This window comes from Chryseolinea sp. T2 (genome assembly GCF_037203685.1).
Classification (GTDB): domain Bacteria; phylum Bacteroidota; class Bacteroidia; order Cytophagales; family Cyclobacteriaceae; genus Chryseolinea.
Map to the genome: position 1 here is coordinate 321,717 of NZ_JBBCAU010000001.1, position 20,407 is coordinate 342,123.

Here is a 20,407-nt window from a genome sequence, read left to right on the forward strand (position 1 = left end):
ACGCAATCTTTTTGCGATCATGATTGATCACACCCGGTCCGAGACGCTTCTTAGAAACTTCAAGTTGAGATCAACGCCCAACCGGCAGGACATTCTCGAACTCTTTCTTATTAAGAATTACGCGCTTTCTCAGGGCGACATCGAAAAGGAGGTCCACAACCATCTGGACCGTGTAACTGTATATCGTACACTAAAAACCTTTCTCGATCGCGGACTTATCCACAAAGTACTGGATGATGAGGGCAGCTTGAAATATGCGTTGTGCAATGAGGCCTGCCAGGCGCCGGTACACCACCATGATCACGTGCATTTTAAGTGTCTTCGTTGCGGACAGACAAATTGCCTGGAAATCAATGTGCCGGTCATCAAGTTACCCGACGGATATCATGCTCAGGAGGTAAATGTTCTTATACAGGGTATCTGCACGCGATGCGACGAATAAATATTCATTTTGTCGGGTTTCATTTTTACCGCCAGTAGGATAAATCGAACCTATGAAATGCCGGATTTATATATATTTGAAAGTTGACAAGACCACCCGACACAACAAAGTGCCTTTTTTAACCTCTTTAGTTAATCCCTAATCCAAAACAGCACCTTGAGTTCCGTGGTCGACATACTAGTTATATCCCTTTTCAAGAACATGAATGAACGGGAGATGATTCTTTTCGGCGTTTTTGCCGTGATCATCCTCCTCTTTCTGGTCCTGGATCTCGGCATTTTCCACAGAACGGCGCACAGGGTAACAACCAAGTCTGCTCTTTATCAGTCAATTTTCTGGGTACTTATATCTACGCTCTTTGGCTTCTTCATATATAAGTACGATGGTGCCGACCATGCTGTTGAGTACTTCTCTGCTTATCTCACCGAATACGCCCTATCGGTCGATAACATATTTGTCATCCTCCTTATTCTGAAATACTTCAAGGTTAAGGAGGAATATTACCACAAGACATTGTTCTGGGGGATCTTTGGTGCCATCGTATTCAGAGGAGTTTTCATCTTCGTCGGGGCAATAATCATCCATCATTTTCACGTAGTGCTGTACATCTTTGGTGTATTGCTGATCTATTCAGGCATCAGGATCTATTTTGAAGATGGTGATCAGACTATTGAGCCGGAGAAGAATCCGATCCTAAAGCTTAGCCGCCGCTATTTGCCTTTCACTGATGGTGACCGTGGAGCAGCATTCATGGTTCGTGAAAACGGCAAACTCATGTTTACGCCATTGTTTCTCGTCATCATATTGATTGAAACGACAGACTTGCTTTTTGCTGTTGATTCCATTCCCGCAGCTTTCGCGATCACTCAAAACGAATTCCTGGTTTATACTTCAAACATTTTTGCCGTAATGGGATTGCGGGCGATGTTCTTCCTGCTGGCGGGCATCATCGACAAATTCTATCTGCTACAAAAGGGGTTGTCGATCATCCTCTTCTTCATCGGCGCCAAGATGCTTCTTGAGATCTTTGAAATCAGTGTGGGTGTCTATACTTCGTTCTCCGTTATTATTGCCACGCTCACTCTATCAATCGTATTCTCGGTGATCGTGCCGCGCAAGCCCGCTGACGAAGAATAGGGAAACGGAACCTCTATTAATTAGCCTGCACCACTACCTTATGCCTTCCACAAACAGGTTGCGGGGAAGTATCTTAAGCAACACAGGCAAGGAAAGAAACGCCTGGGGTAAGGGGATAACCGAAAAAGATGGAAGGGATCGAAGCATAGTGATTAACGAATTGCGCAGCTGATCTTTTTCATCATCAGACAGCTCCTGCCCTCGTGCTTTCTTGGCAAGCCTGCTTAATTCCTCATTCTCGTTAAGGTATTTAGACAGCCTCGACTTGTTCTTTTCTGCCATTCGTGATACCCGGTGTATAAATTGGTCGCTGACATGGCCGAATTCGCGTTTGTCCTGAAGGCGGTCGAGTGCGCTCCAGTGATCGAGAATAAATCCCTCGATGGCGATCATGCTGCTTTCAAGATCTTCATCTGAAAGCTGGAGATAATGACAAAAGCGTTTAAGAAAATCGAGCTCCTCCTGTTCGACTTTTTTATCAGCCCAGATGGTCAGTATGGAGATTTCAAGAAAGAATTTTTTGAGTATCCACGAATGCTCAGTAGGTAGGTTGATGTCTTCGACAGCAAATCCTTCTTCAAAGATCTTCAGCGTTTCCTTTCGGCGCTCTGATGATAATTCTGCGCTTTCAATAAAAAGATCATAGAACCTGCGTTCTTCGAAAGAGATTTCGCGATTGGCATGTGCAGCAGCAGCAATGACTTTCACGACGGAGAATCTCAGTTCGTCTCTTTCATATCGAAAGAAGTCGGCGACAATGCGATCAGCGTTGGTATGAATCCACTGCCCGAAAATGAAAACATCCAGAAAGAGAAGGCTATTGTGAAAGAAAAATGACCAGAAGTTATTCGCAAACTTCGTTGTGTATTCTATGCGCCTGTCGATGAGCTGTTCGGCAACTTCATAGGGTGACTTCTTTCTGCCGAGCAGGGTTTTGGTAGAGGTAGCTACTTCGGGAAAGATGTTGTTGTAGAACGTGGCGATCTTTTCCAGCGTGATGCGAACGAGTTCTTCAAGATCCGAATCGGTTGTGATCGGCTTATCGTACGAAACTATAGAGCTGCTGATAAGACTTTCGGCCAAGAGGATCTTAAGCCGGTCCTTTTGTTCCTCCGGATGATTGAGCAGTTCCTCATCACTGACGGAAAGGCCGTACATGAGACCCGTTGGCTGAATGACGCGATAAAGGGAATGTTCAGGGTGGGACGCGCGTTTTCGCGATTCCAGGAAATCGTTCATGGCCCGCTCCCGACGGACGGACAAATAATCTTTAAGCCAACCTTTGGTCCCTGTCTTCATAGGTCGGATTTTAATGAATGAAATTTACAGCTTTTCATTCAATTTGCGGTGCCACGAGTGGCAATTGGCAATGATCTAGACTAAATCGCGCCAGCCTGTGCTCTCCATCTTGCGGGCTACGCTTTCGACTTTCTGCTGAAGTGACTTCTTAAATGCATCGAGACGCCTGGCGATGGCCTTGTCAGAAGAGCCCAGGATCTGGGCGGCCAATATTCCGGCATTGCGTGCGCCGTCTAGAGCTACAGTGGCAACGGGCACCCCTGCGGGCATTTGTAGTATAGACAAAACAGAATCCCATCCATCAATTGAGTTCGACGACTTAATAGGAACGCCGATCACCGGAAGCGATGTTAAAGAGGCAATCATTCCCGGAAGATGGGCTGCGCCGCCGGCACCTGCAATGACGGCTTTCAATCCCTTCGTTCGGGCCGTTGTGGCATAATCAACAAGGCGATTTGGTGTTCGATGTGCGGACACCACCGTCACTTCGTGGGCTATCTTAAGTTCTTCGAGGATTTCAGCGGCCTCTTTCATAATTCGAAGATCAGACTGGCTGCCCATTATGATACCGATAACTGGTTTGCTCATCAGGATACTACTTTAAGGGTATTCTTTACTAGCTGTACTTTACGTTTAAGTTCGATTGGATCAGGATCGGCAATTGTGACGTGGCCCATCTTCCGGAATGGCTTTGTGAGTTGCTTACCATACAAATGAACATGTACGCCGGACAATGCAAGCACATCGGCAAATCCTTCATACCTGGCTATCCCTTCATGTCCTGGTTCGCCCAACAAATTCACCATGGCACTTGGTCGCGTTATGGACGTGTCACCTAACGGCAGCCCCAATATTGCACGGAGGTGCTGCTCATATTGAGAAGTAACATTGGCCTCGATTGTCTGATGTCCACTGTTATGAGGCCGTGGCGCGATTTCATTCACCAGTACTTCGCCGGTTTTTGTTACAAACATTTCCACGGCCAATAGTCCGACCATGTTGAGTTTCTGAATTACCGTATGGGCTATGCGCTCCGCCTCGTTCCGAACATGATCACTAATCTGAGCGGGTGAAAACAAATATTCAACGAGGTTTTGCTCGGGATGAAATACCATCTCAACCGCGGGAAAACTCTTTATCTCTCCGCTACTGGTTCGTGCAACGATTACAGCAATTTCCTTATCGAAGTCTATGAGTTCCTCGAGAAGACCTGGTGCATCAAATGCCTTTTGCAAGTCGGCGGATGAACGAAGTATCTGTACTCCGCGGCCGTCGTATCCTTCTTTGCCAAGCTTGTTTACAATTGGGAAAGTGGTGACTTTACGTTTTACATCCTCCAGATTATCAACAAGAGTAAAGGGTGCAGTCGGTATTCCTGAAGCTGAATAAAATTGTTTTTGTTTTCGCTTATCCTGAATGAGTTCGATGACGGAAGGTTGCGGATATACGCGCTTACCCTGCGATTCAAGTGTCTTTAGGGCTTCGGTATTTACGTGTTCTATTTCGATAGTGATCACGTCACAATCCTTACCGAAATCCAGGACCGTATCGAGGTCTTTAAGTTTTCCATGAACGAATTCAGCAATTGAAGAGCAAGGTGCATGTTTGTCTGGATCCAGTACCTTGAAAGGAACGTTAAAATCAATACCAGATTGGATGAGCATTCTGCCCAGTTGTCCGCCTCCGAGAATGCCGACCTTGTTGGTGGATTGATAAGTGGTACTCAATATTGCTATTATTTGCCTGCGAAGATAGCGTGATGTTGCCTGCAATATCTACTGCGGCAACTCAATATTCAAGATTTTGTCCCCAACCTCGAGCTGATGTACGATATCCATGCCATCGACGACCTCGGCGAAGATTGTATAGGCGCCATCGAGATGAGGAGTGGGCGAATGCGTGATGAACCATTGAACGGATTCCGTATCCTTCCCGGAAGATGCCAGGCCCACACTTCCGGTTTTGTAGCGGCGCAATGAGAACTCGGATCGAATTGAATAGTTTTCGCTTCCAAATCCATCTCCCCTGGGACATCCTCCCTGAGCAACGAAGTTTGGAACTACGCGGTGAAAGAACTTATCGTTGTAGTCTTTGTCTTTCACAAGCTGAATGAAATTTGCTACTGATCCTGGTGCCTCATTCACGAACAACTGAATAGTAATTACCCCTTTTGTTGTAGCTATGACTGCGAGTTGGTCCTGCTTAATGGATCGAACAAGTTGCCAGTTGATGGGGTGATTGAAATCATTGCGTGGTGGTGTGAATTCTTTGTCTTCGAAATACGCGATGGCGCGTTCAACGCTTTGCAGCGTTTCATTGTCTTCCGGAAGTTTAAGACTTTTCTTCACATCGTACAGAAAGCTCCAGTCCTTTACGACTGACTTATAGTTGAGTTCCGGATCGGACAACGTGCCACATATCACGCTGGTAACGGCGACATCTTTAAGAAGAATGGCGTCACGGTAGGCGTTTGCGAAATCCGGGTTGAGAGAAGGAAGAAACAGCTTGTTGTAATTCAAGTCAACAAGCGCTAAGGCAGCAGCTGTTCTCACCACTGCGGTGTCAGCCTTTTTCAACTCATCAAGGACAAAGGAAAATGACATCAGTGTTTTTCCCATTGCTGCGAGAAGGGCGGCTTTGGCATAAGGGTCAGCGGCTATTGAGTATAATGACCTTATCTCTTTATACAGGTTCTGATCCTTTTCATTGCATATTACTGCATATTGATATAGCAGTGCTTTCACGCGATAGTTTGTGGCCGCCCGTGCCAGCGTTACGGTTTCTTGCCATGTAGAGTAATCTGCATTAAGGCTGCTGATTACCTCCGCTGCCTTAACGGCCACATTTACATTCTGGTCTTTGAGAGCAGTGACCAGAATTGGTCTTGCGGAAGTAGAGAATGTAAGAAGGGACGCTGCGGCGTTAACCCGCACGCGATATGACTGATCTTTAGTTATGAGCTCTCTGAGCGTTTGAAAGACTTTTTCTGTGTTTATCTTTTTGAGCGCCAACGTAGCGGCCATGCGCACTACTTCGTTTTTGTCGGATCGCGCCAGCGTTATCAAAGCTGCTCCAGCCGGATTGGGTTTGGGAGCTTTGCGGGCAAAGTAAAACGCAGCGCCTAACCTTACCGTGGTAGATGGACTGCTTAGCAATTTCGCTGCAAGTGGATTCAATAAACTGTCGCCGGATGTTCTGAATAATCCCCAGGCGAATCCAGCTGCGGCAACTGTGTCCTTGGGTATCTCCCAAAGGTCCCATTTTGAAGTAGCCCTACCGTATGATTCAAACAACCTGGCAACCAGGCGTGGATCTTTTTCAGTATCGAGTGCCTCTCGTAATAATGCAGCGCTGCTTTTACTTCGGATCTGGCCGAGAGCAAACGCAGCCGCCATTCTTATTGAATCGTTGGAGTCACTTAATAAAGATCCAATTTCGTCTACAACTGTGGAGTCCTGAACTGATCCCAATGCTATGAGGGCCTGCTGTCGGTATGAATGATTACTGTGCCTCAGGAATACAATCAGGCTGTCAGCTAGTCGTCGATCCTGAAAGTCTCCGATGCGGACATAAGTCGAATCGTCATATCTGTTGATATGTGATTCAGTCGGGTTACTGGAGCAACCGAGAAATAAAGCGAGCGAAAATAAGAGTAAGGAACAACGAGGGTTCACTTTGTACATCAAAACATACGAGGCTGTGATCTGGCAAAATCGACCACTTCGTTAAAGGCAACGCCTGCGGTTTTCACAGAGTAAAGCAACATCCTCAATTCTTGCGTGTGGACTCTGCCGTCAATTTCTGAAAGTTTATAAAGAATGGCAAAGACACGGAGCTTTTCCGTTTCGGTGCATTCCCGCAACTGACTCAGGCCGTAACGATAGATTTCAGGTTCCGCTTTGTCTGCAACCCATCGTTCGAATTCAGCAACCATGTCTGAAGGAATGTGCTCGGCTTCCTTTATTTTCTCAAGGGCTTCGAGCTCGGTCTGATCTGTTACTCCATCAGCTTTTATCAGCAGGTGAACAAAGCACAGCAGCCCAAGGTGATAGTGTTTCTCCATAGTTGCAGCCATTTCTGCAAAGGTACAGATAAAATGCTCGGCCTTACGACATTATTTGATAAACAAACAGGGCGGACAGGTAGGCCAGCGTTGTCATGTAGCCCAGCTGGATCATGGGCCATTTCCAACCTTTTGTCTCACGATATACGACCGCCAATGTGCTCATACATTGCATTGCAAACGTATAAAACACGAGGAGTGAGAAGCCAACGGCCGGGGTAAAGCGGGGGCCACCGGTCTCGGGATTAACTTCTTCGCGAAGGCGTTCCTTAATGGTGCCGGAATCGTCCTCGTCAACGCTTCCAATGCTATAAATCGTGGCAATTGTACCAACGAAAACTTCCCGTGCTGCGAACGAGGTTATCAGGGCGATTCCTATCTTCCAGTCATAGCCTAAAGGTTTGATGAGCGGTTCAATGCTCTTTCCGATTATGCCGGCATACGAGTGTTCAAGTTTGTACGCCTCGACTCTGTCGGCCAGGCCTTGTTCCGTTAGTCTTGCATTGGCATTCTGATCTAATACTGCTTCTTCGGCGCGGGCCATCTCATCCCCTGGTCCATAGCTTGCAAGCACCCATAGAACGATGGAGATGGCGAGGATGACCTTGCCAGCTTCCCAAACAAAAGTCCTGGTCTTTTCTACAATTGTGTACCCTACATTTGACCATTTTGGAACGCGGTACATGGGCAACTCCATGATCAGATAGCTGCGCTCCTTAACGCGGATAAGCCAGCTCACGACTAAAGCGGATATCAGCGCTGCGCCAAAACCCAATAGGTAGAGTCCCATTAGCGCGAGACCTTGCAGGTTGAATACGCCCAGTACTGTTTTCTCCGGCACTACCAGTGCGATAAGAATGGTGAATACGGGCAATCGGGCGGAGCAACTCATCAGCGGCGTGACGAGTATTGTCGTAATGCGTTCTTTCCAATTGTCGATGGTTCTCGTCGCCATGACGGCAGGGATAGCACATGCGACGCCCGAAATTAGGGGTACTACACTTTTCCCATTGAGACCAAATTTTCGCATGATCTTATCCATGAGAAACACCACACGGGCCATATAGCCCGATTCCTCGAGCATCGAAATGAATGCAAAAAGGATGGCGATCTGGGGAACGAAGATGACGATGCCACCAATGCCCGGAATGATTCCTTCGGACAAAAGATCTGTTAGCGTGCCCGCAGGCAGATTGTTTCCCAGCCAGCTGCTGATCTCGGCAAACGTGGCATCGATGAAATCCTGTAACACCGTGGCCCAGGCAAATATCGATTGAAAGATGAGGAGCAGTATACCGAAGAAGATAACATATCCCCACACCTTATGAAGGAGGATCCTATCGAGCATTCTCGAACGGTCTCTCCAGCTTTCATTCGATGGTTTTATGACCACCTCATCAAGCAATTGCTGGATATATGAATAGCGATTGATCGTCTCGGCACCTTGAAATTTACCCGGAAAGAATCCATGGCGCTTTCGAATAACTTCTACTGCTCCTGATCGCTCGTTGCTGAGAAATGTCAGCGAGTTTGGTTGCTCCAGAAACTGATAAGCTTCATAGTCGTTGTCGACCCCAAGCTGTCCTCTTAGTTCTGCCACCGGAGCTACTGCCTCCTGGGGCATGGCAAAGACCTGTTTGATTGGAGCTGCGCCGTTTTTGGATATGAGTTGTTTCTTAAGGTCCTCCAGTCCGATACCCTTGCGCGCATTGATTCCTAATACCGGAACGCCCAGTCGTTCAGATAGTTTTTTGAAGTCGTAGCTGATGCCCGCCTTTGAGGCCAGGTCCATCATGTTCATAGCAACGATGGCTGGTACTCCGAGATCAATCACCTGTGTTGCCAGGAGTAGGCCGCGTTTAAGATTGGAGCCATCAACGATGATAACAACCTTATCTGGTGCTGCGGGCGAATGATGATCGAGCAATACCTCAGCAACAATTCTTTCGTCGAGGCTGCGGGGATAAATGCTGTAGATACCTGGAAGATCGACCACTTCGGCGACAGTACCATCGGGAAGTGAAGTTGAACCGGCGCGTTTGTCAACTGTGACGCCGGGGAAGTTTCCGATTTTCTGGTTGAGTCCCGTGAGGAAATTGAATAGCGAGGACTTCCCGGAGTTTGGATTTCCTACAAGTACAATTCTGGACCGCCGGGTTGATGTCATTACGTGGGTTGGGTCGTTAGTTCAGGATCGAGATGGATGCGGCCTCCTCGAGTCGAAGTGAAAGATCATATCCTGCCACGCTAACGCATACCGGATCGCCGAAAGGCGCGGCAAAATTAAAGCGTATAGAGCCGCCTGGAAGGCATCCCATTTCCATGAGCTTTACAGACAATTCATCGTCAGAAAAGCCAGAAATCACCGCAATTTCGCCCGGGCGCATCTGCGCCACAGTTTGAGACATGGATACTATTTAGATTAATTTTAAACAAGGCAAATATAGATGGGCTTAGAGTCGTGTGCAATGATTTATGGCAGTTTTGGCCGTTGCGGACGGTGTTTGTGAAGAGTGGTGGAGGGTATCGTCATATTATGTCGTTATCCCGGACCTTTCAAACGAATGCTGGAACGTGCTTTTCAGATATCTTGTTTTGCAAAGTGACAATGTCATTCTTTGATGTCTCTAAAAGTATGATTGACTATGGCGAATCGCGAGGAAATAAAAACCAACGGAGATGCTGGCACGGTTGGGGCTAATATGACGAAAAACGGTTCTGGCTCAGAGGACGGGAAGGTTGACGAGCAGCAAAAGCAATCATCAGGTTCTGAAAAAGAAAACGATGCAAAAACGACAACCGACCAAAGTTCTGATGATGATTCAAAGCCGTTTGACTTCGGTGGTCTGCCAAACCGAAATCTGAAAAAGAACCTGGGCTGTGGTTAGATCGTGTCGGTGACGAACACACGGCGTACGCGCTCGCTAGTGCTCGTGAGGATTTCGTAAGGAATACTTTTGATGCTGTCCGCGAGGTCCTGAACGGGAAGGTCTTTACCGAAAATGATGACTTCATCGCCTTCACCAGCTTCAATTCCTGAGAGATCGATCATCGTCATATCCATACAAACATTTCCAATGACAGGTGCCAGCTGGCCATTGACTAAAACCTTTCCAACTCCCCGGCTAAACGCGCGACTGTATCCGTCGGCATAGCCAATGGCAATGGTTCCGGTCGTTATGTCGCGATCGGTAATTCCTCTTCTGCCGTAGCCTACCGTTTCGCCCTTATGCACATGCTTGATCTGGGAGATGATTGTCTTCAGTGTCACGACTGTCTTTAATCCATGCTGTTCTGCTGTCGGATCCACTCCGTACAACCCGATGCCTAAGCGCACCATGTCGAGTTGAAAGCGCGAAAGGCGAAGTATTCCCGACGTATTAAGGATGTGCCGAAGGGGTTGATATCCGATCCGCGTTATGATCCTTGTTGATGCTTCCACAAAAGTGTCGAACTGTTGTTGTGAAAAAGCGTCGTGTATTTCTTCATCTGCACCAGCGAGATGACTGAATATCGATGCCACGCGAATATTACGATGGGCTTCCAACACCTCAAGGAGTTCGGGCACCTCGTCGGGGCTGAAGCCAAGACGTCTCATTCCCGTGTCGATCTTCACATGCACCTTGCAGCTTGCTCCGTTCAGATAAGCAGCGAGCGAACGCAGTATTCGAATAGTGTAAACCTCCGGCTCGAGATTAAACTTGAGCATTGCATCGAAACTCTCTTCGGACGGATTCATCACCATTATGGGTAAAGTGATGTTGTTCTTCCGAAGGTCGATTCCCTCGTCTGCATAAGCAACGCCAAGATAATCGGCCTGGTGATACTGGAGCAGATTGGCGATCTCAGTGCTGCCGCTTCCATAGGCAAACGCTTTTACCATTACCATCACTTTCGTCGTTGGACTTAGCAATGATTTGAAGTAATTAAGATTATGCACAAGTGCACCGAAGTCTATCTCGACTACGGTTCCATGAACTTTGCGTTGAAGACGGGCAACGATGCGTTCAAAAGCAAACTTCCGGGCACCCTTTACAAGGACCACTTCATTATCGAGTGAAGAGAAGTCAAATTGGTTAAGGAAGTCTTTCGTCTCGTTAAAGAAAAGTGTGCCTTCAGGGAAGCTTTCGCGATGACGAAGCAATGCAGGTCCAATACAAACAAGGTTGTGGATGTTGTATCGTCGAACGATCTCCCCGATTGAGCTGGCCAGGTTCTTTTCATCAAGCCCTGATTCCTGAATGTCAGAAAGGATGGCTCTTCGCTTTCGCTTTTGCTGAAGACTGGAAAGAAACTGCAGACCTATTTCAAGACTTCCCAGGTCGTTGTTGTAAGTATCATCAATAATCTGACAGTTGTTGATGCCTTCCTTCAGTTCGAGGCGCATAGGAACCACCCGCAAGCCCGTGAGCCGTTTTTGAATCCTGGCGATGTCATAGTCGAGCCACAACAGAGTGGCTATGCAATGAAGCGTGTTCTCGATTGAAGCTTTGTCAAGGTCTGAAGTGTTAATGGTTATTGATGAGCCTTTGTAGGCCACCTCTACGCCATTCGTATTGTACAAGATGTGGACGTCTGAGTTTGGATCAGCACCCCAGGTGAAAGTTGCAAGTGGAGTATGCGCGATCAGTTCATGGAGTTCTTCATGATCACGGCAATAGATGAGCACCCTGGCCTGAGAAAAAAGCTTGAGTTTTTCCGAGATCTTTTCGTTCCGGTTGGCGAATCCCTCGTCGTGCGCTGATCCTATATTTGAAAATATCCCGATAGTGGGATCTATGATTTGCGCCAGCTTTTTCATTTCGCCGGGCTTTGAAATTCCGGCTTCGAAGATGCCGATCTGGTGATAGGGTTTCATCAGCCACACCGACAACGGCACGCCTACCTGGCTGTTATAACTACCAGGATTTTTTACTACTACGTAATCGGGCGAAAGCATCTGTCCCAGCCACTCCTTGATGATTGTTTTGCCATTGCTTCCTGTAATGCCGATAACTGGAATGGTAAACTGATGCCGATGCACTTCCGCCAATCGCTGCAATGCAGTAACGGAGGAACTAACGAGCAGGACATTTGCACTTGGAAATGCCTCGGTGGGGACATTCCGCTCGACAATAAAGTTTCTTAGTCCAGCGTCGTAGAGTGGCTGCAGGTAGTCGTGACCGTTGTGACGTTCCCCGGCTATTGCGATAAATAATGTATCACTGGCCGTGCCTGTCTTGCGGCTATCGATGCTTATCGTCTCAATGGCTACTTCTTCTGAAAACTGAAGTAGTTTACCGTTGAGGAGTTGAGGAAGTTCTGAGAACCTGATCATTATATCAATCGTGCGCCGTTCGGCACTTTCTTGTCGATACCGGATAATACTATGGCACCATTTTCATCGGCGAATCCTGTTACCAGAACTTCCGAAATGAAGTTGGCCACCTGCTTTGGTGGGAAATTTATAACGCAGATCACCTGTCGTCCAATTAACTCATGAATTTGATAATGGTGAGTTATCTGGGCGCTTGATTTTCGGATACCTAGGTCGGGTCCGATGTCAAGCCAGATTTTGTATGCTGGCTTGCGGGCTTCCGGAAAAGGCTCGGCTTTAATTATTGTACCAGCGCGAAGATCTACCTTCTCGAAATCGGCCCAATTTATGGTGGGTGCAAACGTCATTTCGTCAGTTTTTGAAAGCAAATTCGTCAAAATTGGGCAGAAAAGGCACATTGCCGAACATTACACAGGCGGTCGGGCTGGTGGAACCATTAATATTTTGTACTTTTCAGAACCCGAAGAATTCGGGGGCGGCTGAACACGCAAATCGAATCATGAAGATCAAAGGTCAACTACTTCTTCTCACGATTTTTTTCGCCATGCTGATGTGCGTCGTTGTTCAGTCAGCTCGAGCCCAGGATGCAAGTTACCCAGCTGTAGAAACTGTCGATTCCGAATCGGAGCATGCCCGTGAACGGGTTATTTATGGCGGCGAGGGTGATCCGATGGTTAACAACAAGATTCATGTTGCTGTTTCCTCACGCGATTCTTCTATAGTCAAACCTGCCAAAACGGTGAAGGCTGACGCCCCTAAGCCGACGGCTAAGCCAGCATCACAGGAAGACGATTCTATACTTTCGTTTAACTTCCTTTACTACATCTTCGAAAAGTATAAGATGCAGGACGTTGTGGATTAGTGGCGGTTAGCTTTACATCATTCCTTAAAGACTGCTTCAAAGACTACTTCCCGGTATTTCTTTGCTCCCCTCAGTGTTGTCACCAACACAAGTCAATGTAATTGCCTGGCTCCAGCAACATCGTCAATTTAATATGTACAAAAGCGAATCGTGCGCCTATGCCGCGCGTTACGTGTACATCAGACAGAAAAGAATCTAACCCTTGTTGACCAGGAATGATTCGACGTCCTTCAGGTCGAGAATGCCTTCGTAATAAGCCTTACCAAAGATTACGGCGAACACGCCCATGTCGTTCAGTCTCTTGATGTCATCCATGCCACGAACTCCTCCGCTGGCCAGTACGCACATCTCTGGAAAGGCTTCGATTATTTCCTGATAAAAATCAAATGCCGGACCTTCCATCACGCCATCGCGCGATACGTCAGTAGACTTAACATACTTAAGGCCTCGTGAAAAGAAATATTCGAGGTGGTCAAACAGCGTCACTTTTGATTTAGTCCGCCAACCTCTATAGAGAAGCTCTTTTGTCTTGCGATCGACAACATCGGCACCAAGTGTCATTTTCTCGCGACCATAGGAAATAATCCAGGAGGCAAACAGCTCCGGATCAGTCACTGCGACGCTTGCCGCGGTGATATAATCCGCGCCATATTCGTATGCTTTGCTGATATCGCCATCGCTTGAAATGCCGCCGGTGAAGTCAACTTTAAGATCTGTGTACCCTGAAATTGCTTCAAGTACATGCCAGTTAGTGGGGCTCCCGCGTTCTGCGCCATCAAGATCTACGAGATGGATTACCTCAATGCCGTGGTCTTGAAAGCGCTTGGCAAGATCGAGTGGATTTTCATCATAGGCCTTTTCACTTGCAGGGTCGCCCTTTCGCATTTTAACGACCTTACCTCGGCGAATAGCAATTGATGGGATAACTTGTATCATGAGTATGGAGCGCTTTCCAAGATATAAAATTACAATTCCGCATTCAAAAATGTGTCGGTCATATCCAAAATCTGCGCGTTGTTTCCCCTGGCCAGAGTTGCAGACTTCACTAATGATTTATGCGGAGATAGAACTGGCGGTGGATTTAATAGAGCTGCCTGGAAAGGGCTGTTAACGAAGGCAATAGCTATGATCTACCGACGTTTGAAAGTCAATCGCAGGAACGGAAAGTAGTTGGTCGTATCCGGATAGGCGGATTGCAGTACATTTACATATTTTAGAGCTATGAACAATCGCAGGTTGCGCTCCTTTGCGCTCGTACTGTTGGCGCTGTCAGTATCCTTCTTTTCCGATGCACAGGTTCAGTCGCGCAAACTTCCAGGTATTATTAACCACCCATCGTTCAGTTTATACGCCCCTTTTATTTCTTTCGATGGCAATGCGTTACTATTCATCTCGAATGATGGAGAGGATGGCTCGCTGATCGTTTCTTATACTTCCCGGGAAACGGATTGGGTACAACCTGTTCCGCTGCCCAAGCATCTCAGTCACCGGCTCATCTATCTTCCTGGCTTTGCACTTAATGCCGGCGGAAAGAAAATGTATTTCTCAGCGGCGAAGGCCCCGGTAATTGGTGGTTACGACATTATGTATTCAGAGTTGAAAGGCTCGACGTGGGGCGAGGCACAGAATTTTCTGATGCCTATCAATTCGAAGTCGAACGAGGGATGTCCGTCATTCACCACGGACGAATCCGCCATTTATTTTATGCGCTGCGACAAGATGGATCAGAAGTCTGCAAGCGGATGCAAGCTTTTCTCATCGAAAAAGAAGGGTAACGGTCAATGGGAGGAGCCTATTGAGTTGCCGGCCTCTATTAATACCGGAAACTCACAGACACCGCGCATTATGGCTGACAATGAAACGCTCATCTTTTCGTCGGATAAGATGCCGGGAAACAAAGGTGGCATGGATCTATATGTGAGCAAGCTGGTCAATGGAACATGGAGTGCGCCTGTGGCTTTAGACTTCACTAACACTTCGCGCGACGATCAGTTTGTTAGTGTGGCCGCTTTGGGTCGCTACCTGCTTCGTGATGTTCCCGGTTCCCGCAACAACAATGAGCTTGTTGAATTTCTTCTCCCTGCTAGCATCAAACCGAAGAGTGTTATGAAGGTGGAGGGATTTGTTAAAGATCCATCAAATGGAATAGTTCCTTCTTACATTTCTGTAGTTGACCGAACTTCAAACAAGCGGATTTACAGAGGACGGCCTGCAGCTGATGGAAGTTACCTGTTCTACATTCCTGAAGGTAGTGTGTATGAGTTTGATGTGGATCCCGAGCAAAGCAACTGGACATTTTTCTCGAAAGCATTTGATCTCACAACCAGCGATAAGATCGCTCAACGCGAGCGCGTAAATATTACGCTTAGGCAGCCCGTTGCAGATGACGAAATTCCATTGGATATGGTCAGTTTACGAGCGGGCACCGGTGGTACACTGGATGTCGCTGCTTCGGATGAACTTAAACGGCTCGTCAGGGTTTCGAAAGCCAATGCTCAGTTGAGCTTTGAGATCCAGGTTTCGATGACTGGTTATGCAGAAGATTCCGTACGCACCAACCCGGATCTCACGGAGGTTCGCATGGATACCATTAAGCTTCAAAGTGTGACGGGTGATTCAACCGTTGCTCCACAGGACAGTTTGAAGTTCCGGACGGTATATCACAATGACCGAACCCCTGCTATTGCGCAGCAGATCATGACGTTCATTACAAGTCAGGGTGGAGATGCGCAGCGATTCACATATAAGACTGCGGCTTTGCCAGCATCGACTCCAGGGGAGAAGAAATTTTTGGTGAAAGCGGTTGCTAAACGTCCGTAACACTTGTTACGGGGGGTCCATTGGCTGAATGAACTATCTGATTAATAAGCAGGCGCGGTGGCCGACTACATAACCGCCGATTGGTTATTTCTTGAAGCTGATAGGAATAGCAACCAGTGTTTTATCCCAGATAAGCACCATTTCGAGGTCTTCTCCGACCTTTTCGAATGAGATGGTGAATTCCTCGAATTCGCGTTCGCTTTGAACAGAGTGTACTTCGATTGAGAGGACGTCGCGGTTAGGGTCGCGATTTGCATTGCCATCGGGACCGATGCCCCACTGGCCATATTCGGAGTTGAAGATGACGGTCCAGGTTTCGGTATTGGGAATGGTCCAAATCGTGTATTTACCTTTCCGCAGGGTTCTGCCTTCGATCAGCAGGTCCTGATTGGTTTCGAAGGTGGTTGCTTCGTTGGCACCCGTACGCCAGACCTCGCCGTAGGGCACGAGACTACCGAAAATCTCCCTTCCTTTCTTGAAGGGGCGGTTGTAGAATACGTGAATACTGAGGTTATCCTGCTTAAAAGAGATGTTGTCTTCGGGGCTAAACGACTTCTCGTGCTTGTTAACCAAAAATTTCGTCACTCCAGCCAGAACTATCAATGCGGCTACGGCGACTCCGGTAATTATCAAAAACCTCTTCATGACTAGTGGCTTGAACGGGCTCCTCGTTCAAAGGATTTTAAACTAAATAAATTTTGACGCAATGTTCCAAAAAATAGCTCCATTCGGGCTATTTTTACCCCTTCATAAACTATTGAGTTATGAATTTAGACTGGTGGCCATTTTACGTCGTGATCGCACTTTTTATTCTTGCAATCGTATCACCCTGGATATTTCCAAATAACAAGGTTAGCAAGAACAAGCACGACAACAAGTTCTGACCGCCTCTTGAGGCGCGCCAATTCATGAACATCTGTGTTTTTTGCGGCTCGGCATCCGGAAATGACCCCATTTATGCGGAGGCTGCGAAGGCATTTGGCATCCAAATGGCCAAAGAGGGACACACTTTGGTCTATGGTGGAGGTAACGTTGGCTTGATGGGAATAGTTGCCGATGCCGTTTTAGAACATGGCGGAAAAGTGATAGGGGTTATCCCGGATTTTCTGATGCGCAGGGAAGTAGCCCACCTGGGGCTGACGACACTGGAGGTTGTTGACACGATGCACCTGCGTAAACAGCGCATGGCTGAATTGTCGAATGCGTTTGTCGCGCTGCCTGGAGGATGGGGCACACTGGATGAACTTGCAGAGATACTCACCTGGCGTCAGCTCGGTCTGGTTACACAGCCCATTGGAATTTTGAATGTGAAGGATTTTTTTAGTCCACTTCTCGATCAAATGCGTAAAATGGTTGAAGAGGGATTTCTGAAGTTGGGCAATCTGGAATTATTGGTGGTAGAAAAATCTCCTGCAGAACTCGTGGGTAGATTTAGCTCACTCGTCTGACTTCGCGCAAAGTCTGTATCAAATTTATTCTATATTCGACCATCGGGCTCCGATTTATGATCAGGTCTATTCTGATTTTGTTCCTTGCTGTTTTGTCGTTCGCTGGTCTACGAGGGCAGAACCTGGGCTTTCAGCTTGCCGGCGGAAAAAAGAAAGTTCATATACCCATTGAGATACACAACAACCTGGTTGTTGTCCCTGTCGTTCTGAATGACGCTCTTCCTCTCAAGTTCATTCTTGATACGGGCGTTCGGACGACCATATTGACACAGAAGACTTTCACTGACATCCTCAATCTGCCTTATTCTAGAAAGTATACCATCTCCGGCCCCGGAGGGGTGAATCTTGTTGATGCTTATGTAACCAACAACGTCTCTCTTGAGTTGCCTGGGGTTTCCGGCAGAGGTCACGCCATGCTTGTGCTCGGACAGGATTATCTGGAGCTGAGAAATTATCTCGGTACCGACGTCCATGGAATTCTGGGCTATGAACTCTTCAGCAGATTCATCATTCAAATCGACTATGAGAAGAGGATGCTTACTCTGATGCTGCCTGAAAAATTTCACAAGAGCAGGAAGTACCAATCGATCCCCATTACGATTGAAGACACGAAGCCTTATGTAAATGCCACGGTTGTGTTTCAGAACGGGAAGACGCTGAAGGCTAAATTACTGATGGATTCAGGTGCAAGTCATGGATTGATGCTTGAGCCTTCATCCGATTCAAACATACAGGTTCCTGCTAATGCAGTGAGCAGTCTTATAGGCCGTGGTCTCGGCGGTGAAATTGTCGGGAAGGTTGGACGTATTGAATCGATCAGCGTCGGGAACTTCAAGCTTGAAAAGGCAATCGCGAATTTTCCAGATCCCAATAGTTACTCTGATAGTATCAAGGTAGGTAATGTTTTCAGGAACGGGGCCATTGGTGGTGAGATCCTGAGCCGCTTTGTCGTAGTCTTCAACTTTCCTTCGGAGCGGGTGTACCTAAAGAAGAATTCGGCGTACAAAAAGAACTTCTATTATAATCTCAGTGGTATCACGTTAAAAGCAAAGGGCTCGCAACTGACTACGTTCGAAGTAATGGAGGTACGTGACAAATCTCCCTCTAAGGCGAGCGGTATACTTCCTGGCGATATCATACTTACGCTGAATGGAATACCGGCACAGAGTCTGGATCTCAACATGATGAATGGTCTGCTGAACAGTAAGCCAGGCAAACGCGTACGTGTTGAGTTAAGCCGGAATGGTGAAAGGCTAAAGATGGATTTCGAGCTGCGGGATCCTATCTGATCGCCTGCAGCAATTGTCCGCGACGTTTTTGATACGCCTGATAGAGATACCGTTGTGTTGTGCGGAATCGAAGCGTGTTCTTCAACGTCTTATAGAGATCATCGGGCGAGAGGTTCTGTTTCAACAGATAGTCGAGGATGCTTGCGGAACCCAGCGATTCGCTATAGTTCGAATTCTTTAAAACAGTAATCGGGATATCTTTGGTAGTGCGATTTGCAGACAGGGCATTTACAGTTTCAAGCAATTCGCTCCTGCCGATGTTGTCGTCGATGAGAATGAAATTTGGCTGGAAGCGCAGGAGTCTTTGAAGAATGCTTTTTACATCAAAAGCGATCTCGGTTGCGATTCGCTGACCGCGTACCTGCCTGAGTTTTTCGAGCACGCCGCTCAATTCAATGGGATTATTACCCACGAGGAGCACGTTCATTGTGTCTCCGCGTCTCACAGTGTCAATTCTTGTTTCCATAAAGCCAACGTAGTATATACAGGATATTAACGAAAAAGGTTGCCCCGCAAGATCTGTTCCAACCGGAAATCTTTTCGGAACCTGCCTGCCGCCCCTTTTTTTGAATATCTTTCTCATTCCTGGATAAAATATTCCTGAAAAAATATTCTTTGAAAAGGGTTACTATCATTGGTGGAGGACTTGCGGGGCTGATTGCCGCGATTGAATTAGCGCATGCAGGAATTCATGCCATCCTGGTCGAACGAAAGGCCTATCCATTTCATCGCGTTTGCGGAGAATATATTTCCAATGAGGTTGTTCCATATTTGAACAGCAGGAATTTATTTCCGGAATCTTATAATCCTCCTGCAATAAAAGAGTTCCAGCTTTCGACCATTGATGGGGACAGTAAGATCATGCCATTGGACCTTGGCGGGTTTGGCATCAGCCGCTACACGTACGACAATTTCTTGTACGAGCGTGCGCTTAGCCATAACGTGGAGTTCTGTCTTAATACCGAAGTTACGTCAGTCGATTTTGAGCAAGGGGCGTTTCGGGTTAAGACTGATCATGATGAATGGAAGACGGACCTGGTGATAGGATCATTTGGAAAGCGATCGCGCATGGATAGGGTGATGAACCGATCTTTTTTGCGCCGGCGTTCGCCATATGTAGGCGTCAAATACCATGTGCGTACCGAGCATCCAAATGAATTGATTGCCCTTCACAATTTTCCAGGCGGGTATTGTGGCATCAGCAACATCGAAGGAGGTAAGTCAACGCTCTGTTATCTGACTCATGTGTCGAATGTAAAGCGGTACAGAAGCATTGGAGAGATGGAGAAGAATGTGCTGTGGCGAAATCCTTTGCTGAAAACAATTTTTAACGAATCTGAATTCCTGTTTGATAAACCGGAAGTAATAAACGAAGTTTCGTTTGAGACGAAGTCGCCGGTCGATGGTCACGTGCTCATGGCAGGAGATGCGGCAGGCATGATCGCGCCGCTTTGTGGAAATGGGATGGCTATGGCAATACAGTCGGCCCGGATATTAACCCGTGAGGCGATACCATTTGTTCGTGGTGAGATAAGGCGTGAAGAGATGGAGAGCAGGTACCGGAAGCAATGGAATGACGAGTTTTCCTCAAGATTATGGCGGGGACGTCAGATACAAAAATTGTTTGGAAGGGAACTTACTTCACGAATTGCCGTATCATTGGTGATGAGCATTCCTCCTCTGGCAAGGTCGATAATTAGAAATACCCACGGTCGACCATTCTAGAGCTT

Annotated in this window: 20 protein-coding genes; 8 read left to right on the forward strand and 12 right to left on the reverse strand. The window is 47.2% G+C overall.

The window, feature by feature from the left end; translation table 11 throughout:
• Positions 1-19 precede the first annotated feature (19 nt).
• Entirely contained in the window at positions 20-442 is a 423-nt protein-coding gene (locus tag WBG78_RS01340) for a Fur family transcriptional regulator (protein WP_337324559.1), read from the forward strand.
• Positions 443-607: 165 nt separating this feature from the next.
• Positions 608-1,579, forward strand: a complete 972-nt coding sequence (locus tag WBG78_RS01345) for a TerC/Alx family metal homeostasis membrane protein (protein ID WP_337324560.1) — start codon at positions 608-610, stop codon at positions 1,577-1,579.
• Positions 1,580-1,612: 33 nt separating this feature from the next.
• Here the strand turns inward: WBG78_RS01345 and WBG78_RS01350 are convergent, their stop codons facing one another.
• From WBG78_RS01350 to WBG78_RS01380, 7 genes are all read right to left on the reverse strand, one after another.
• On the reverse strand, positions 1,613-2,878 hold the full coding sequence (locus tag WBG78_RS01350; protein WP_337324561.1) for a tellurite resistance TerB family protein: 1,266 nt from the start codon (positions 2,876-2,878) through the stop codon (positions 1,613-1,615).
• A gap of 75 nt (positions 2,879-2,953) precedes the next feature.
• A complete protein-coding gene (purE, locus tag WBG78_RS01355; protein ID WP_337324562.1) occupies positions 2,954-3,466 on the reverse strand; it encodes a 5-(carboxyamino)imidazole ribonucleotide mutase in 513 nt (170 codons plus the stop codon).
• Positions 3,466-4,605 (reverse strand): 5-(carboxyamino)imidazole ribonucleotide synthase, encoded by a 1,140-nt coding sequence (locus WBG78_RS01360; RefSeq protein ID WP_337324563.1) that lies wholly within the window; start codon positions 4,603-4,605, stop codon positions 3,466-3,468. Before WBG78_RS01360 ends, purE begins: the two co-directional genes overlap by 1 nt.
• Before the next feature lie 48 nt (positions 4,606-4,653).
• Complete coding sequence (locus WBG78_RS01365) at positions 4,654-6,561, reverse strand: peptidylprolyl isomerase (protein ID WP_337324564.1); 1,908 nt, start codon at positions 6,559-6,561, stop codon at positions 4,654-4,656.
• Positions 6,561-6,941, reverse strand: coding sequence for a hypothetical protein (locus WBG78_RS01370; protein ID WP_337324565.1), 381 nt, complete (start codon positions 6,939-6,941; stop codon positions 6,561-6,563). Before WBG78_RS01370 ends, WBG78_RS01365 begins: the two co-directional genes overlap by 1 nt.
• Before the next feature lie 43 nt (positions 6,942-6,984).
• Complete coding sequence (gene feoB, locus WBG78_RS01375; RefSeq protein ID WP_337324566.1) at positions 6,985-9,108, reverse strand: ferrous iron transport protein B; 2,124 nt, start codon at positions 9,106-9,108, stop codon at positions 6,985-6,987.
• A 16-nt stretch (positions 9,109-9,124) separates the two neighbouring features.
• Complete coding sequence (locus WBG78_RS01380) at positions 9,125-9,349, reverse strand: FeoA family protein (protein ID WP_337324567.1); 225 nt, start codon at positions 9,347-9,349, stop codon at positions 9,125-9,127.
• Positions 9,350-9,586: 237 nt separating this feature from the next.
• Between WBG78_RS01380 and WBG78_RS01385 the strand changes: the two genes are divergently transcribed.
• Entirely contained in the window at positions 9,587-9,829 is a 243-nt protein-coding gene (locus tag WBG78_RS01385; RefSeq protein ID WP_337324568.1) for a hypothetical protein, read from the forward strand.
• Here the strand turns inward: WBG78_RS01385 and WBG78_RS01390 are convergent.
• Both WBG78_RS01390 and WBG78_RS01395 read right to left on the reverse strand, forming a co-directional pair.
• Entirely contained in the window at positions 9,826-12,258 is a 2,433-nt protein-coding gene (locus tag WBG78_RS01390; RefSeq protein WP_337324569.1) for a bifunctional UDP-N-acetylmuramoyl-tripeptide:D-alanyl-D-alanine ligase/alanine racemase, read from the reverse strand. The genes WBG78_RS01385 and WBG78_RS01390 overlap by 4 nt on opposite strands.
• Positions 12,258-12,605, reverse strand: coding sequence for a tRNA-binding protein (locus tag WBG78_RS01395; RefSeq protein ID WP_337324570.1), 348 nt, complete (start codon positions 12,603-12,605; stop codon positions 12,258-12,260). Before WBG78_RS01395 ends, WBG78_RS01390 begins: the two co-directional genes overlap by 1 nt.
• A gap of 152 nt (positions 12,606-12,757) precedes the next feature.
• Here WBG78_RS01395 and WBG78_RS01400 point away from each other — a divergent pair, with 152 nt between their 5' ends.
• On the forward strand, positions 12,758-13,120 hold the full coding sequence (locus WBG78_RS01400) for a hypothetical protein (protein ID WP_337324571.1): 363 nt from the start codon (positions 12,758-12,760) through the stop codon (positions 13,118-13,120).
• A gap of 195 nt (positions 13,121-13,315) precedes the next feature.
• Here WBG78_RS01400 and WBG78_RS01405 read toward each other — a convergent pair whose 3' ends face one another.
• The gene (locus tag WBG78_RS01405) at positions 13,316-14,056 is read right to left on the reverse strand and encodes a 1-(5-phosphoribosyl)-5-[(5-phosphoribosylamino)methylideneamino]imidazole-4-carboxamide isomerase (RefSeq protein ID WP_337324572.1); all 741 of its coding nucleotides are present in this window, start codon (positions 14,054-14,056) and stop codon (positions 13,316-13,318) included.
• Between the two features lie 285 nt (positions 14,057-14,341).
• Between WBG78_RS01405 and WBG78_RS01410 the strand changes: the two genes are divergently transcribed.
• Positions 14,342-15,940 carry a hypothetical protein gene (locus tag WBG78_RS01410; protein ID WP_337324573.1) on the forward strand — a complete coding sequence of 533 codons (1,599 nt, stop codon included), beginning with the start codon at positions 14,342-14,344 and terminating at the stop codon, positions 15,938-15,940.
• Positions 15,941-16,024: 84 nt separating this feature from the next.
• Here the strand turns inward: WBG78_RS01410 and WBG78_RS01415 are convergent, their stop codons facing one another.
• On the reverse strand, positions 16,025-16,585 hold the full coding sequence (locus tag WBG78_RS01415) for a DUF2911 domain-containing protein (protein ID WP_337324574.1): 561 nt from the start codon (positions 16,583-16,585) through the stop codon (positions 16,025-16,027).
• 263 nt (positions 16,586-16,848) lie between these two features.
• Here WBG78_RS01415 and WBG78_RS01420 point away from each other — a divergent pair, with 263 nt between their 5' ends.
• Positions 16,849-17,388 (forward strand): TIGR00730 family Rossman fold protein, encoded by a 540-nt coding sequence (locus tag WBG78_RS01420; RefSeq protein ID WP_337324575.1) that lies wholly within the window; start codon positions 16,849-16,851, stop codon positions 17,386-17,388.
• A 56-nt stretch (positions 17,389-17,444) separates the two neighbouring features.
• Entirely contained in the window at positions 17,445-18,677 is a 1,233-nt protein-coding gene (locus tag WBG78_RS01425; protein ID WP_337324576.1) for an aspartyl protease family protein, read from the forward strand.
• Here WBG78_RS01425 and WBG78_RS01430 read toward each other — a convergent pair.
• The gene (locus WBG78_RS01430; RefSeq protein ID WP_337324577.1) at positions 18,670-19,143 is read right to left on the reverse strand and encodes a hypothetical protein; all 474 of its coding nucleotides are present in this window, start codon (positions 19,141-19,143) and stop codon (positions 18,670-18,672) included. The two genes, WBG78_RS01425 and WBG78_RS01430, sit on opposite strands and share 8 nt — an antisense overlap.
• A gap of 149 nt (positions 19,144-19,292) precedes the next feature.
• Here WBG78_RS01430 and WBG78_RS01435 point away from each other — a divergent pair, with 149 nt between their 5' ends.
• The gene (locus tag WBG78_RS01435) at positions 19,293-20,402 is read left to right on the forward strand and encodes an NAD(P)/FAD-dependent oxidoreductase (RefSeq protein WP_337324578.1); all 1,110 of its coding nucleotides are present in this window, start codon (positions 19,293-19,295) and stop codon (positions 20,400-20,402) included.
• Positions 20,403-20,407 lie beyond the last annotated feature (5 nt).